Origin of the sequence: Chroococcidiopsis sp. SAG 2025 (genome assembly GCF_032860985.1) — a bacterium.
Classification (GTDB): Bacteria; Cyanobacteriota; Cyanobacteriia; order Cyanobacteriales; family Chroococcidiopsidaceae; genus Chroococcidiopsis.
In genome coordinates this window covers 1,279,833-1,294,620 of the sequence record NZ_JAOCNC010000001.1, presented here as the reverse complement: position 1 = coordinate 1,294,620, position 14,788 = coordinate 1,279,833, and the positions used below count along the sequence as shown (strand labels likewise).

The following is a 14,788-nucleotide window of genomic DNA, read 5'->3' as shown; positions in this document are numbered from 1 at the left end:
TTCGGCGATCGCAAAACTCACAAACTGAAAAATAATAGCGAGTTTGTAATATTTTTTAACAACCATTCTTAATTATTAATTACTTTAATCCAGAAAAATAGCATTTTTAACTATTTCTAGAGATGGATGTTTACCTTTTTTCTCATAGTTAAATTGAGGAAATGGTAGGTCTTTTGAAGATAACCAATATTTTATTTCAAGTGGGAGAAAATACAACGAAAGAGATCTGGCAGAAACATCGGAGTTTTATCTGCTAGGCAAAACAATAGCTGCAAAAGCTCTTGCATAGATAGATTCAACCGTAGATATTTGCGGTTGAATTTCCTATGGAAGAATCAATCTCAACTAGAAACAAAATCAATTTTTCTCAAGTTCTAGCTGTTTTATTTGCCTATAACAGTTACGAGCAGTTTTTGAAATGCTTGCTTGTTCCATTGTTATGCATGAATTCCAAATGCCAAATAAAAAATTTTTGAGTGTGGTGAAAAATGCAAAAATTTACAAAACATATCCTCTTATTGACACTTAGCATCTTAATAGCTCCGTTTGCAGGTATCAATTTATTAGCAGCGCAAACAAATATATCAACGTCAGATCGGGCGATTGCCTCCGATCTTAATTCGACTGAAGAAACTAAAGTACAAAGTCTAGCAGAAAACTCGCTAGCCCAAGTTACATCTGTCTCGCAATTATCAGACGTTCAACCTACTGATTGGGCGTTTCAGGCATTGCAATCTTTAGTAGAAAGATACGGAGTCATTGCAGGTTATCCCGATGGTACTTTTCGCGGTAATCGGGCAATGACTCGCTATGAATTTGCGGCTGGATTGAATGCAGCTTTAGACAGAATTAACGAATTAATTGCCACGGGTAGCGCTGACACTGTTAGTAAAGACGATTTAGCAACAATACAAAAATTACAGCAAGAATTTGCTCCCGAACTTGCAACTCTTAGAGGTCGGGTTGACACGTTAGAAGCAACGACGGCAGAATTAGAAGCCAACCAGTTTTCGACGACAACCAAGCTGGAGGGAGAAGTTATCTTTGCCCTCATCAGTCTGATTGAGGGTGACAATGCTGCTGGCGAACCAGTAGATACTAACCCAACTGCGAGTTACAGGGTGCGCCTCAATTTACAAACTAGTTTTACGGGCGAAGATCAACTCACAACTCGCTTGCAAATGGGTAACGTCGTTCCTCTAGGCGGGACAAATAGCGGTGAAACACTGACAAACGAAGGTCGGATCGAATTTGATGGTGATACAGGCGGAGATGCCCAACTGGGGTTACTGCGCTATCGCTTTCCGGTGGGCGATCGCACCAACATTTACTTAGCGGCGGCGGGTAATGGTTTTGTCGATCTTGATGCTTCCTACCAGTTGACTCCCTTCTTAGATGGCAATGCCGTATCATTGTTCGGTTTACGCAACCCAATCTATAACTACAGTGCTGGTACTGGTCTAGGCATCAGACACTTTTTCAACGACCAAATTGAACTCAATTTAGGTTATTTGGTTCCTACCAATAACGCTAGTAACCCCTTCCCACAGAACGGTCTGTTCGATGGCACTTATGCAGGATTAGCGCAGATCATCTTCAATCTCAGCGACAACTCTAGGTTCGGTCTGTCTTATATCAACTCCTACTCCCCCGCTGGAGGCGACGATCCTGATGTAGAGCCAAATACCGAATTAACGCCTTTTGGTACGAGTACTGGTAGTAACCTATCGAATAGCAGCTTTGGTAGACCCGTCAGCGTCAATGCCTATGGTTTTTCGGGTACGTTTAGGCTTAGTCCGGGTCTAGCTATTAGCGGTTGGGTAGGACATGCCAACCATCGTTATATCGGTAGGGGAGATGGGAGTATGTGGACTTGGGCAGCTAGCTTGAACTTTCCTGACTTAGGCAAAGAAGGTAGCGTAGGCGGTATCATAGTCGGCATGGAACCGAGACTAACAGAACTTGACAGCAATCTCGGTAGCCCCGATCGCGATACCTCTCTGCATCTGGAGGCATTTTACAAGTATGCACTCACGGATAACATCCAAGTGACTCCGGCAGTTATCTGGTTAACTGCACCAGACCACAATGCCGATAATGACGACATCATCATCGGTGCAATTAGGACTGGGTTTCGGTTCTAGGACTAAATCTGGGTAGGATTGCGTCCTACCCCCTTACACGACTCATCTACCCAATTTGGCAAATTCGTGACGGGCAATCGTGGCGGAACTCGATCTTCTGGTTTGTAACTGGAGTTTACTGGTGAGTTTACTGGCACTTGAGTCGGTTGCGCTCTGCCATTGCCATGCCCGTTACCATTGCCGTTACCATTTTGATATGGTGCTGCCTGCATAGGCGAAACAACACCGTTACTAGCTGAGCTTACCTGTAGCTTTGTCGGTGTTTTTGAAGCTTTCAACTCCTCGTCTGGATTAAAGTTTAGCCCTAAAGCCGCTACAATTCGATCGGGGTCGCTATTTAACTGGGCGACAAAAGGCAGCACCTCAATTAGTTTTGGCTCTAAATTGGTTACGACTGCCAAAATGAAACTAGAACAAGGGCGACGCTTGCCATCAAACGTTCCCCAAATCCGAATTTTAGTCAACCAAGGTCGATTCTGCTGATAGTAAATCAGCCATTTGACCTTAAGAGCGTGGCGTAGTTGCTGAATGTTCACGACCTACCTCAATCGCAGTTCAAACAACAAAACAGCATGGCTAAGTCTTGCACCTAAGTCAAGATGCGATCGCACCTTTCTCATTGTTTCATTTAACTTCCGAATTCTACCCTCTCAAAAAAAAGACCAGCTTCCCATAGCTAGTCCAGTCAACTTATATTACGTTGTCGGCTACGATATTGAGGAATACCAAAACTGTGCGTTCCCATCGCTACAGCGGGCAAAAGCTTTTCCTCCCAACTGATATTGTAACGAGAAACACAGACTTTTTTAACAAAATTCACAAATTCTTGACTTAACTGAGCCAGAAGGTAGATGTTGCAAGGCAATAATTTGAAGTAATCATTAAGTTTGATCGCAATGCCCTGAGTGGAGAGGAGTAAATTTTTACTTCTGCGAGCGGCATGAGACTTCAACATCCGTGCGTGGAACTAGTTCGATTGTTGCAGATATTGCTCTGCTTGCAAGGGTTGCCCCCAAATTACCTGCTCTTGTTTGTAAATCGCAATTCCAGGCTTTGCCCCCTTCGGCTTGTAGACGTATTTTGGCTCTGTATATATCACTGGTACGCGATCGCTTTGACGGGCGCGGCTGTAGTAGGCAGCAAAGTCAGCTGCAAACTGTAAATCTGCTTCTTCGGGTATAGCCCCAGGCGTAACCCGTATCAAAACGTGACTGCCAGGAATTTCTTGAGCGTGAAACCACAGATCGTAATCTCCGGCAACGCGAAAAGTCAATTGGTCGTTTTGGCGGTTGTTGCGTCCGACGAGCAGTTCAAAGCCACTGGGAGTAGAATAGCGATGAAAATTAACGCTGGAATCTTCATTTGCATTGCGCCGTCCGTAATCTGGTGCTTTGAGATATTTCTGTTGGATCAACTCCTCGCGAATTTCTTTTAGAGCTTCCAAGTCTTCTGTAGATTGATACTTATCGACTTGAGCAACTGCGGCTTCGACTTGCTCTAGATAATCGCGTTCCTGTTCTACCTCGGCTAGTAGTGGTTCTACCGCACCTCTTGCTCGTTTGAGTTTACCCGCTTGCTTGTATAAACCTTGGGCATTCTGAATCGCATTTTTTTCGGGATTGAGGGCGATCGCTACTGGTTCTCCCGTTTCAAAGTCTGCTAGCGTAATTGACTTCATCCCTGGCTGCCATTCTTGGAGGTGAGCCATCAATAAGTCTGCCTGTTGGCGATAGCTGTCGGCGCGATCGGATTGCTGCAAACGTGCTTTAAAGCTATCGATCTTTTGCTGTAATTTTGCCAATAGGCTTTGAATTTTTTGACTTAACTGATATTGAAGTTGGCTAAATTCCTGTCGATTGAGTTGATTTGTATAATATTGGTTAAGTAACTCTTGAATGCTTGCTACAGGCTGAATGGCATTCCATTTGAAAACCGTGTATCCCGTTGCCGTCCAACCAGGAAAAAATTCAGATGTTGCTAATATTTGCAGCCACGCTTGCCAGTAATGAAATAGCTGCTGCCAATCTTCTGCTGTCAAGCTATCTGTAGATTGCTCTGGATCTAAATCAGCTGCTTGCGCGATCGCCTCTATTAAAGCAGGACTGATACCGCGATAGCTTTTGAGCAAACAGCGTTTTAAAGCCGACGGTACGAGGCTGACCCGTTCTTGCCAGCGCGAAAACGGCTCATCTAAAGATGGAGCTGTCCCCGTCAGTGCGGGTGGTAGTTCGTAACTTTGCCCAGTCTGAATCGGGCGCACGCTCGATTGTTGGGGGCTGACTTGATGTGCAGCCGTAGTAATCTCGTTTGCAGCATTTGTCAGGACGACATTACTATATTTGCCCATAATTTCCACGTATACGTGCCAAAGTACGGGTTCTCCTGGACGACGGGCAAACTGTAAATCGACAACTCGTTCCCAAGGGACGACGGGACTACAAGAAATGAGAGCCAAACCATTAAGTTGGTGCAGTAATTGTTGGCTAAAAGTAAAAGTATCTGGTTGTCGCGGTGGTGGAGTACCGATGCAAAGGTGGGCTGCTTGGGGATGCCAAGATATTTCTAGCCATCCACGCCGATCGAGTGTCCGTAGCGCTAGCAAAATCGTGTAGCGATCGCGTTGATAAACCTGTTCCAAACGAGCTGGAATCCAATCTTTACTCAACTCGCTACAAGCAGCAATAAGTGTAGTGAAATCAACTGGTTGCAATTGAGGGATCTAGGGGTAAGGGATGAACTCAGAAGTCAAAAATTGTAGGAGCGGGTTCACCAGAAATACTGGTCAGAGTCAAAGACTATTGGTAAACCCGCCCGTACAGGTGTCAGAAGTCAGATTACTGACAACTGACAACTGATAACTAAGTTTTCTTTTCTCTTTCTTTTGAAGGATATCTAAAGATAGATATTGGATAAAAATGCGCTCGAACTAAATAAAAAGCCTGGTTTTTGGGTGATTTTAGCCTTGTAACTCCAAATTTTTATAGATACCATGAAAAGTAGATATTTATTTGCCTCTCGCGCCGCATTTTTTGCGTTAATTTATCATGGACATTCAGTTAATCAACATCGGTTTTGGCAACATTGTATCTGCTAACCGAGTCGTTGCCATTGTCAGTCCAGAATCCGCACCTATCAAGCGTATCATTACTGACGCACGGGATCGAGGACAGCTAATCGATGCGACCTACGGTCGGCGGACGCGGGCTGTGATCGTAACTGATTCCAGCCATGTGATTCTCTCAGCAATCCAACCGGAAACAGTGGCGAATCGATTTGTGATCGGTCGCGACCATCATGGAGACAATTGAGCTGGAGAAGCAGTAGTATGTGAAATAAACCATTTCGTTTTTTTCACTACAAAATTGGGAACGCGGATGACGACAGGTTTGCCTACTCAAATTTCTCCTACCGTAATTCCAGGCTCGAAGGCTGGTCGGTTGATCGTACTCACAGGTCCTAGTGGCGTAGGCAAAGGTACGCTCATGCAATTGCTTTTGCAGCGTCACCCTCAGCTTTACCTGTCAATTTCAGTCACGACGCGCACCCCTCGCCCTGGAGAAATTCACGGCAAACACTATTATTTCGTGAGCCGTGAAGAATTTCGACAAATGGTCGATCGCGGCGAATTACTAGAATGGGCTGAATTTGCAGGTAATTGCTACGGCACTCCTCGTCAACCAGTGGCAGAAAAGATCGGCGAGGGAAAAATTGCCATCTTAGAAATTGAATTAGAAGGAGCAAGACAAATCCGCGCTTCTTTTCCTGAAGTGCTACGCATTTTTATCTTACCACCTTCAATGGCAGAACTAGAGCAACGCTTGCGCAGTCGCGGTCAAGATTCAGAAGAGGCGATCGCTCGTCGTCTGCGCCGCGCTCAAGCCGAAATTAATGCTGCTGGTGAATTCGATTACAAAGTCATCAACGATAATCGAGAAGCGGCACTGCAAGAAATAGAAGCTATTTTATTTCCCGATTCTAGGACAGATTAACAAATTAAATTGGTAATGAATAATAGGTAATTGACAAACAGCAACTACCTATTACCTATTACCAAACTACGTTATGAAAATAGCCCACCAAAAACGTTCTTGATGATAGCTATATTTGTCAGCACGAAGTAGGCAAACACCGCGCCACCAACGCCTCCAATCAAGAAACCACTAATATAGTTGTTCCAGCTTTCTGGCGATTTGAAAGTAGAAGGAACTTGACCACCAGTGGTAGTAGTAGCAACAGGTTGAGGTGGATTGCTAGCAGAGTACAAAGCCATAGTAGCAGTCATGATTGCTACCATACCTAAAGTACTGATCAATCCAGCAATGTTGGCAACATCTGTATCGCGTAACGGACCGAGTTTAGTAAAGGGTCCGAGTACCCAGTAACCATGTGCCATACCAACTTCCAAACCCCGCCGCATATCGGTGATACCTGGACGATAAGCGGGTAAGTTATTAATAAACCACTTCACCAAGCCAGAAGAATTTACTGGTGTTTCTAAGTTACTATTCTGAGGATCGCGCCCAGCAGGAAAGACAACTTCTTGATTTCTAGGATCGCCGGGTCTATTTTTAGATGCATCTATTGCTTGCGCCATATTCTCCGTATGATATCAATAAGGTCGTGGCATCATTTTAGGTGAATAATTGTAGCCAAATATCAATTTAGACAGAGAAGTTAAAAAAAATTAATTAAGCGCTCGCCGTCATATCGCAAGCATCAAACACGCGAGTTTTCACTCTGTTTGCGTGGCGCAAAACTATTTCTTTTTGCGTTGTGCAAAACTATTTTTTCTATGTAAAATCTCCCAATCGCTTAGGCTGTAATTGTAATTTTAATACTCAATATTGAAATCTATACTATTGGGCTATCTTTAGATCTTATTATATGTAGCGCTACATGCTTAAATTTCAGACTCTAGCTAGATGTGAGGAACTAATTAGTTCTAGCTTACGGCATTGGGTGAAAAAGTAAGTCAGGAAAAAAGTAGTTAAAAATTGCCCAAGTCGTGAAAGCCACCGATACAGCAACCACAGCTAGCACCGGAGCTAAGGAAAGATACCTCTGAAGATAGTGTTTTTGTTCGTTCTCGTTCTGTTTTTGCATGAATTTTGGTCTCCCGACCAGTAAACGATCTTTAAAGTATGAAACGCGCTATGCACTAAATTGATAGTAATTTGCGAGTTTCAAACCGCCATCATTCGCTTGGTCGATTGACCGTCAAGCTTTTAAGAACCAGAGGGTAGAGAACAGAACGCAAAAAGAGTAGCAACGATCGCAATTCTCTCCGAGCTATTCCCTCACCTCTAGCTCAAACACCCCTACTTATGGCAGGGGATGGAAGAGAAGATCGGGGAAGAAGTAGTTAAACACGATCAACCACACAGCTGTTTCAGCCAGCCATGCAAATAGCAAAACTGGTGCGAGAGAAAGATATTGCAGGAAATATTTTTGTTGCATTTGTAGCTCTCCCAAGTATTTCAAACAAAGTAACGTTCAATTAGCGCGGAGAAATGGGGATTTCTTCGTCTTTAGCAGTGAGTTCGCCTGAGAGCAACTCTTTCACGGCGGCTAGGGGCCAAGCAAATGCTGACACCATGCTCTGAAATGCTAAGGGAACATCAATGATGACTTCTTTGATTTCGGTTTCACTAGCATACTTTTTCTTGGTGGCTAGCAGATAGGTACGCCCCGCCCAGCCGATCTGACCGGCAATGTAGAGAAACATAATGCTAGGAATTAAAAAATCGCCAGCGCGATCGAGACGACCATCAACAACCAGGTGGGGTAGACCTTCAGGACCACACATTGCTTGAGCGTACCGCTCAAACCGCTTTTCACCCGATTGCGGATCGGCAGTCGTATTGCGGGCTGCTTGTGCCCGTTGAATAAATGCAGGAGAGTCACTGCAACGTACTAAATTAACTTGCTGTGCTTGAGCTGGTGGAGCAAATGTAAACCACAGTCCACCAATAACTAAGATCAGCGCAAACAATCGACGCATGGAATTGTTTCCTTTTGTTACAAAACAAAAAGTTTATTTTACAAAATGAATCAGTTTGTACAGTATGTTTGCACGCACTTGGAAGCAATCATACTCTCGCGCGCGATCCTAGTAAAGTTAGAGCAAATCAAAGTTTAAGCTACTTAATATAGGGAGTAGGGAGTAGGGAGTAGGGAGTAGGGGAAAAAGACTAAAAATCGGGTAGTGAAATAATGAAGAACAAAGAGCGTGCCTGCAAAAATTCTTCATCATATCCATTCGTAATTGTTTATTCTCCACTTTCCGGCTCCTGTACGGGTAGGTTTAACTACTGAATTTTTCACCCTAGTCTAGGTATGCTGAATAAACCTGCCCCTAACGACTCCCGACTCTTGACTCCCGACTTAACAATGGCTACAGTTTTAGCGATAGAAACAAGTTGTGATGAAACTGCGGTGGCGATTGTTAAGAATCGTCAAATTTGTAGCAGTGTTGTTAACTCCCAGATCTTAGTACACAGTCAGTACGGGGGAGTTGTACCAGAGGTTGCTTCGCGCCAGCATTTAGAAATTATCAATCAGGCGATCGCCCTAGCTTTAGAGCAAGCTGAAATGAACTGGCAAGATCTGGATGGGATTGCGGCGACTTGCGCGCCTGGCTTGGTTGGTGCTTTGATGGTAGGCATCACGGCAGCAAAAACTTTAGCATTAATCCATCAAAAGCCCTTTTTGGGCGTACATCACCTAGAAGGGCATATTTACGCCAACTACTTGAGCGAACCAAGTTTACAGCCACCCTTTTTGTGCTTGTTAGTTTCTGGCGGACACACTAGCTCGATCTACGTTAAAGATTGCGGCGTGTACGAGACATTAGGTGAAACCCGCGATGATGCGGCTGGAGAAGCCTTTGATAAAGTTGCACGGCTCTTGCAATTGGGATATCCTGGCGGTCCTATCATTGACAAATTGGCACAGACAGGTAACGCTCAAGCTTTTTCCTTGCCAGAAGGAAATATTTCTCGATCGCAGGGTGGTTATCATCCCTATGATTCGAGTTTTAGCGGCTTGAAAACAGCAGTACTGCGATTGGTACGGCAACTAGAGCAGAATGGTGCTGTACCAGTGGCAGATGTAGCGGCAAGTTTTCAGGAAACAGTAGCACGATCGCTAACTAAACGGGCGATCGCTTGCGCTCGGGACTATGGCTTAGAAACTATCGCTGTAGGTGGTGGAGTTGCAGCCAACAGCAGCCTCAGAAAACACCTGCAAATAGCAGCAGCCAGTCATAATCTGCGCGTGTTATTTCCGCCTTTAAAGCTTTGTACTGATAACGCTGCCATGATTGGTTGTGCTGCTGCCGACCATCTTAACCGAGGGCATACCTCACCCTTGACTTTAGGCGTGCAGTCGCGTTTATCTCTGAAAGATGTGATGCAGCTTTATCAGGGAGCAGGCAGTAGGGAGTAGGGAGCAGAGGGAGCAGAGGAGCTTCAGGTGCAGAGGAGCAGAGAACTGAGGGAGTAATTACTAATTACCCATCACCAATTACCCGTTGTTATTCCCTACATTCTCTGTATTTATACGCTAATTCTTTACTATTTTTGTAATTTGAATAAAGTTTTCATAAATATACCTGGAGAAGGTTAGACATCATCAGTGAATTCCAGTATGGTTTTATACATGGGAAATTTATTAGTAATATTTATATGTCTCTAGATGTACAAGAAATTAAGAGTGCAATTAGAATTCACGACTATATTTCACAATTAGAAAAACTAACAAAATTAACTCTGAAAAACTCAGATATTATGCTGGGTGCGCCGAAAACTAAACTTGTTTTTGACTTGCCGACTCACAATAAACCTTGCTACGAGTATGTCGAGCAACTGTATCAAGAAATTGGCGATCGCGATTTGCTGATGCAAGCTTTAAGAACGGGCTGGCATTATATCAGTTCCAACGGTACAACAATTCCCGTATCGAAAGAAAAGTATTTTCAGCAATTAAACTCCTCTCAAGCATTCCGCGTTGCCAAACAAAGAGGCTATCAAGTTCCAGAGAAATTTTTAACTACCAAACAGTTTTGCTACGGGCAGTATGAAGCTTATTCCGCTATGCATGAAATTATGCATGGTAAGGCATTAGGAATTTGGTCTAACAAAGCTAATTTCTCTAATTTTATGTATAACTATGCCAAGTTTTATAAAGCAATTAAACTAATTACCCCTCAATTTATCGTACCGAGTTCTAGCTATCAATCTTCTATTCCATATATTTTAGACCAACTGTGGGTAGCGAGTCATAACAGCAACCAAGTTAGATTATTAGGCTTAGAAGTTGCTGGCGAACAACATTTTCTCAATGGAGGACACAGTAAAACTTTAGGGAATGAAAAGTATTTAGAAAAACTAGGTTTTGAGATGTATCATGTCGCCAGTTGGTGGTGTCGGGTAGATCCATATCGCGTTGTTTGTGAATTTTTAAAAGAGTCGGGAATTTTTCCTGAAGCACAACAATATTTAATTGGTGCAGAACTAGATACGATTGATAAATACGTCTGCGGTATTTGCCACCGTCCGATGGTAAGACTAGGTTGGGATTGGATTCAACAGTGTCAAATTGGCGATCGCACGGTTTACGCTCACAAACACTGTGTCGCGCACAAAGTTGCTGACAAGCTTTCAACTAGAGGAAGATTAGACGTGCAATCGCAAAGATGCTAGCACCCAAAACCGCACTTATCGGCACTGTAATTATCCAAGCTGCGGCAATTCCTCGCACAGTTTGGAACTGAATTGTTTTCCAATTTCTGACTAAACCAACTCCCACGACACCACCAACTAGAGCATGGGATGTAGAAACGGGTAAACCCAGGCGTGAAGCCAGTAAAATAGTTGTTGCCGTGGCTAATTCAGCACAGAAGCCGCCACTCGGTTGTAAAGGAATAATTCCCTCGCCGATGGTGGCGATGACTTTTTTACCCCAAACAGCTAAACCTGCAACAATACCAGCGCCGCCAAGTACGAGAATCCATAACGGAATTGCGATGCCATCTACAGGGACACTAGCAGTACGAATAATATAAGAGATTGCTGCCAAGGGTGCGATCGCATTCCCGACATCGTTAGAACCGTGTGCGAAAGCGACGAAACAAGCACTCAATAATTGGAAGCGTGCCAGTTGTTTTTCTACAAGGGAGTCGGGAGTCGGAACTACTTTTGACTTTTGACTTTGAACTTTTGACTTTGCTAGTTGTCTCCAACCATAGACACTCAGACATACAGACGCGATCGCTCCTAGCCCTAAAGGTAAATCTCGGGCGGGAAGTTGTAAACTCCAATGTTGAGTTAGCAAAGTATATATTGGATGACTGACTGTAGGTAGGACGATGACACCAAAAATACTTATCAATGCCACACTTAACCAAGGAATCCACTCGTCTAGCTGTTTGAGAGGATCGGGTTGAGTCAAAATCCAGTGTCTTACCTGACTGTAGAATGCAGAGGCGATCGCACCACTGACTATCGGCGTAATAACCCAGGCAAAAGTGATTTTACCGATTGATGCCCAGTCTATTGCTTCCCATCCGATCGCGCAAGCACTAAAACCCGCGATCGCTCCTACAATTGCATGAGAAGAGGACACGGGTAACCCTTGTGAAGTCGCGATTTGCAACCACGCTCCCCCAGCTAGTAGAACTGATATCATGCCTACTAACAATACTTCTGGCTGAGAAATGAATAGGGCAGGATTGAAAATTTTGGTTGCTAGAGTTTCTGAAACTTCATGTCCAAACAGCACCGCACCTGTAAATTCTAGAGTCCCTGCAATGACTAACGCTTGACGCAAAGTCACAGCTTTAGAGCCAACAGAGGTTCCCATCGCATTAGCAACATCATTTGCGCCTAAGTTCCAAGAAACGTAGAAGGATAGGAGCGCAACTAAAAAAAGAATCATGCTTATTCGCTCTCAACACAGCCATCATACCCTCCCAGGAAAATTACGGGTACAATGATAGATTGTGCAAGATACCCAAACGCGAAGATCTGGAGATCCTTATGTCCCGTAAATGTATGCTCACAGGCAGAAAGGCAAACAATGGTTATGCCATTTCCCACTCTCACCGCCGGACTAAAAAAGTGCAAGAAGCCAACTTGCAGTGGAAACGGGTTTGGTGGGAAGAAGGTAATCGCTGGGTGAGACTGAAGCTTTCGACTAAAGCAATCAAAACCCTCAACCTCAAAAGCTTATCAGCAATGGCTAAAGAAGCCGGAATCAACCTCAACCATTATTAAGATTTGATGGTATTTTCTATTGACCATACTAGTTTTAATGGTTAATTTTCTGGAGCCGTGAAATTTTGCGGCTCTACAAAGTAGAATTATTTGCAGTCTCTTTTCGCCTTCCTCTCCATAGGCTGAATTCATTTCATCTGAGCATTGCTGTGTTCGCAGCCAAAACCTGCTTGAACCAGTAATTCTCTATTTTCTCTAGAAAATTCTCGCTTCCTTCCTCATAATTTCCTCAAGTTATTTGTTTATAACCATAGCTGTATGGCAACCATCCCCCGAAGTTCTTTACGAGCAAGGGAGTAAGTAAACAATGACTCGTTTGAAACTAGCAACAGTTTGGTTAGGTGGCTGTTCGGGCTGTCACATGTCATTTCTTGACTTAGACGAATGGCTGATCGACCTAGTAGCTGGGGCGGATTTAGTCTACAGTCCCTTTATGGATACTAAAGAATATCCAGAAGGGGTGGATGTGGTATTGGTAGAAGGAGCGATCGCCAATGAAGATCACTTGCAAACGATTAAAACAGTCAGAAAGCGATCGCAACTCCTGATCTCGTTTGGTGATTGTGCTGTAACTGGTAACGTGACAGCTTTACGCAATCCATTAGGGAGTGCCGAACCAGTTTTGCAACGCTGTTACATTGAAACCGCAGACGTGCGCGGACAGATCCCCCAAGAACCGGGTATTGTCCCGCCGTTGTTAGATCGAGTCACGCCAGTACATACAGTCGTACCCGTTGACATTTACTTACCCGGTTGTCCGCCTCCTGCGGCACGGATTCGAGCTGTATTGGAATCGCTGTTGCGTGGAGAAAAACCGCAGTTAGAAGGGCGCGAGTTGATTAAATTTGGCTGAGTAGTTGAGTCAGGAAAAGTTTATGTCCCAGCGAATTGTTATCGATCCAGTCACGCGCCTTGAAGGTCACGCTAAAATTACCATCTACTTAGATGATGCCGGACAAGTGACCGATGCTCGGTTCCACGTCACAGAATTTCGCGGGTTTGAGAAATTCTGTGAAGGTCGTCCTTTGTGGGAAATGCCAGGAATTACGGCGCGGATTTGTGGAATTTGCCCAGTGAGTCACTTGCTAGCTTCTGCTAAAGCAGGCGATCGCATTCTTTCTGTTACTATTCCCGCCGCTGCTACTAAATTGCGTCGGTTGATGAATTTAGGGCAAATTATCCAATCCCATGCCCTGAGTTTTTTCCATCTCAGCGCCCCAGATTTACTTTTAGGCATGGATAGCGATCCCCAAAAGCGCAACGTTTTTGGGTTAATTGCCGCTCAACCAGAATTAGCCAGAGGTGGAATTCGACTGCGACAATTTGGGCAAGAAATTATTGAAATATTAGGGGGGCGCAAGATTCATCCATCGTGGGCAATTCCAGGTGGCGTGCGAGAACCTTTATCTGAAGCAGGACGCACGCAGATTCAAAGCCGCATTCCAGAAGCTAAAACCACAATATTAGACGCGCTAGACAGGTTTAAGCGCTTGCTTCAGGACTACGAACGGGAAGCCCAAACTTTCGGTAATTTTCCCAGCTTATTTATGGGTTTGGTCACATCTGATGGTCTGTGGGAAAACTATGATGGATGTCTTCGCTTTGTCGATAGCGCTGGTAATATTATTGCAGACAAACTCGATCCAACTCGCTTTCAAGAATTTATTGGTGAAGCAGTTGAATCTTATACTTATCTCAAGTTCCCCTATTATCGCCCTTTAGGATATCCCGACCAAAAAGATCGCTGTCGTTTAGATAGTGGCATTTATCGAGTTGGACCTTTAGCACGATTAAATATTTGTACTCGCATTGGCACGGAGATCGCCGATCGAGAATTAAGCGAATTTCGCGATCGCGGTGGTGGTACTGTACTCTCATCCTTTTTTTACCACTACGCCCGACTGATTGAAATTTTGGCATCAATCGAGCAAATTGAATTGCTGCTTGACGAGCCACAGGTTTTATCTCCTAAAATCCGCGCCGAAGCTGGAATTAACCAATTAGAAGGAGTTGGCTGTAGTGAAGCACCACGCGGGACTTTATTTCATCACTACAAAGTTGATGAAAACGGTTTAATGCAAAAGATCAATTTAATTATTGCGACGGGGCAAAATAATCTCGCCATGAACCGCACGGTGGCTCAAATTGCCCGACATTTTATTCATGGTGCAGAAATTCCTGAAGGGATGTTGAATCGTGTTGAAGCTGGAATTCGGGCTTTCGATCCTTGCTTGAGTTGTTCGACTCATGCAGCCGGACAAATGCCATTGCACGTTCAATTAGTGGGAGGAGATGGAAGTGTTGTCAATGAAGTTTGGCGGGATTAGAGCTGTAGAGACGTTACATGTAACGTCTCTACAGGGAGAAGAT

At 44.2% G+C, this 14,788-nt stretch carries 16 protein-coding genes; 9 read left to right on the top strand and 7 right to left on the bottom strand.

Going from position 1 to position 14,788, the window contains the following annotated elements; translation table 11 throughout:
* Positions 1-488: 488 nt before the first annotated feature.
* Positions 489-2,144 carry an iron uptake porin gene (locus N4J56_RS06230; RefSeq protein WP_317105668.1) on the top strand — a complete coding sequence of 552 codons (1,656 nt, stop codon included), beginning with the start codon at positions 489-491 and terminating at the stop codon, positions 2,142-2,144.
* 2 nt (positions 2,145-2,146) lie between these two features.
* Here N4J56_RS06230 and N4J56_RS06225 read toward each other — a convergent pair whose 3' ends face one another.
* Positions 2,147-2,680 carry a DUF5331 domain-containing protein gene (locus N4J56_RS06225; protein WP_317105667.1) on the bottom strand — a complete coding sequence of 178 codons (534 nt, stop codon included), beginning with the start codon at positions 2,678-2,680 and terminating at the stop codon, positions 2,147-2,149.
* Between N4J56_RS06225 and N4J56_RS06220 the strand changes: the two genes are divergently transcribed.
* On the top strand, positions 2,673-2,924 hold the full coding sequence (locus N4J56_RS06220; RefSeq protein WP_317105666.1) for a hypothetical protein: 252 nt from the start codon (positions 2,673-2,675) through the stop codon (positions 2,922-2,924). The genes N4J56_RS06225 and N4J56_RS06220 overlap by 8 nt on opposite strands.
* Before the next feature lie 187 nt (positions 2,925-3,111).
* Here the strand turns inward: N4J56_RS06220 and N4J56_RS06215 are convergent, their stop codons facing one another.
* On the bottom strand, positions 3,112-4,854 hold the full coding sequence (locus N4J56_RS06215; RefSeq protein ID WP_317105665.1) for an NFACT family protein: 1,743 nt from the start codon (positions 4,852-4,854) through the stop codon (positions 3,112-3,114).
* A gap of 334 nt (positions 4,855-5,188) precedes the next feature.
* Between N4J56_RS06215 and remA the strand changes: the two genes are divergently transcribed.
* Complete coding sequence (remA, locus tag N4J56_RS06210; protein ID WP_015153886.1) at positions 5,189-5,452, top strand: extracellular matrix/biofilm regulator RemA; 264 nt, start codon at positions 5,189-5,191, stop codon at positions 5,450-5,452.
* A gap of 66 nt (positions 5,453-5,518) precedes the next feature.
* Positions 5,519-6,133, top strand: a complete 615-nt coding sequence (gmk, locus tag N4J56_RS06205) for a guanylate kinase (protein WP_317105664.1) — start codon at positions 5,519-5,521, stop codon at positions 6,131-6,133.
* A gap of 71 nt (positions 6,134-6,204) precedes the next feature.
* Here gmk and N4J56_RS06200 read toward each other — a convergent pair whose 3' ends face one another.
* The 4 genes from N4J56_RS06200 to N4J56_RS06185 all read right to left on the bottom strand — a co-directional run bounded on the left by N4J56_RS06200 (position 6,205) and on the right by N4J56_RS06185 (position 8,145).
* Positions 6,205-6,738, bottom strand: coding sequence for a photosystem I reaction center subunit XI (locus N4J56_RS06200; RefSeq protein ID WP_015153888.1), 534 nt, complete (start codon positions 6,736-6,738; stop codon positions 6,205-6,207).
* 353 nt (positions 6,739-7,091) lie between these two features.
* Entirely contained in the window at positions 7,092-7,247 is a 156-nt protein-coding gene (locus N4J56_RS06195) for a photosystem I reaction centre subunit IX / PsaJ (RefSeq protein WP_015153889.1), read from the bottom strand.
* A gap of 219 nt (positions 7,248-7,466) precedes the next feature.
* A complete protein-coding gene (locus N4J56_RS06190; protein WP_015153890.1) occupies positions 7,467-7,601 on the bottom strand; it encodes a photosystem I reaction centre subunit IX / PsaJ in 135 nt (44 codons plus the stop codon).
* 40 nt (positions 7,602-7,641) lie between these two features.
* On the bottom strand, positions 7,642-8,145 hold the full coding sequence (locus N4J56_RS06185) for a Photosystem I reaction center subunit III (protein WP_317105663.1): 504 nt from the start codon (positions 8,143-8,145) through the stop codon (positions 7,642-7,644).
* A 389-nt stretch (positions 8,146-8,534) separates the two neighbouring features.
* Here N4J56_RS06185 and tsaD point away from each other — a divergent pair, with 389 nt between their 5' ends.
* Positions 8,535-9,590, top strand: a complete 1,056-nt coding sequence (gene tsaD, locus N4J56_RS06180; protein WP_410500436.1) for a tRNA (adenosine(37)-N6)-threonylcarbamoyltransferase complex transferase subunit TsaD — start codon at positions 8,535-8,537, stop codon at positions 9,588-9,590.
* A 239-nt stretch (positions 9,591-9,829) separates the two neighbouring features.
* A complete protein-coding gene (locus tag N4J56_RS06175; RefSeq protein WP_317105661.1) occupies positions 9,830-10,846 on the top strand; it encodes a hypothetical protein in 1,017 nt (338 codons plus the stop codon).
* On the opposite strand, the gene N4J56_RS06170 is transcribed toward N4J56_RS06175, so the two are convergent.
* Positions 10,809-12,080 (bottom strand): anion permease, encoded by a 1,272-nt coding sequence (locus N4J56_RS06170; RefSeq protein ID WP_317105660.1) that lies wholly within the window; start codon positions 12,078-12,080, stop codon positions 10,809-10,811. The genes N4J56_RS06175 and N4J56_RS06170 overlap by 38 nt on opposite strands.
* A gap of 101 nt (positions 12,081-12,181) precedes the next feature.
* Between N4J56_RS06170 and rpmB the strand changes: the two genes are divergently transcribed.
* The 3 genes from rpmB (at position 12,182) to N4J56_RS06155 (ending at position 14,745) form a co-directional block, all read left to right on the top strand.
* Entirely contained in the window at positions 12,182-12,418 is a 237-nt protein-coding gene (gene rpmB / locus N4J56_RS06165) for a 50S ribosomal protein L28 (RefSeq protein ID WP_317105659.1), read from the top strand.
* A gap of 307 nt (positions 12,419-12,725) precedes the next feature.
* Positions 12,726-13,271, top strand: a complete 546-nt coding sequence (locus N4J56_RS06160) for an oxidoreductase (protein ID WP_317105658.1) — start codon at positions 12,726-12,728, stop codon at positions 13,269-13,271.
* 22 nt (positions 13,272-13,293) lie between these two features.
* On the top strand, positions 13,294-14,745 hold the full coding sequence (locus N4J56_RS06155) for a Ni/Fe hydrogenase subunit alpha (RefSeq protein WP_317105657.1): 1,452 nt from the start codon (positions 13,294-13,296) through the stop codon (positions 14,743-14,745).
* Positions 14,746-14,788: the final 43 nt, after the last annotated feature.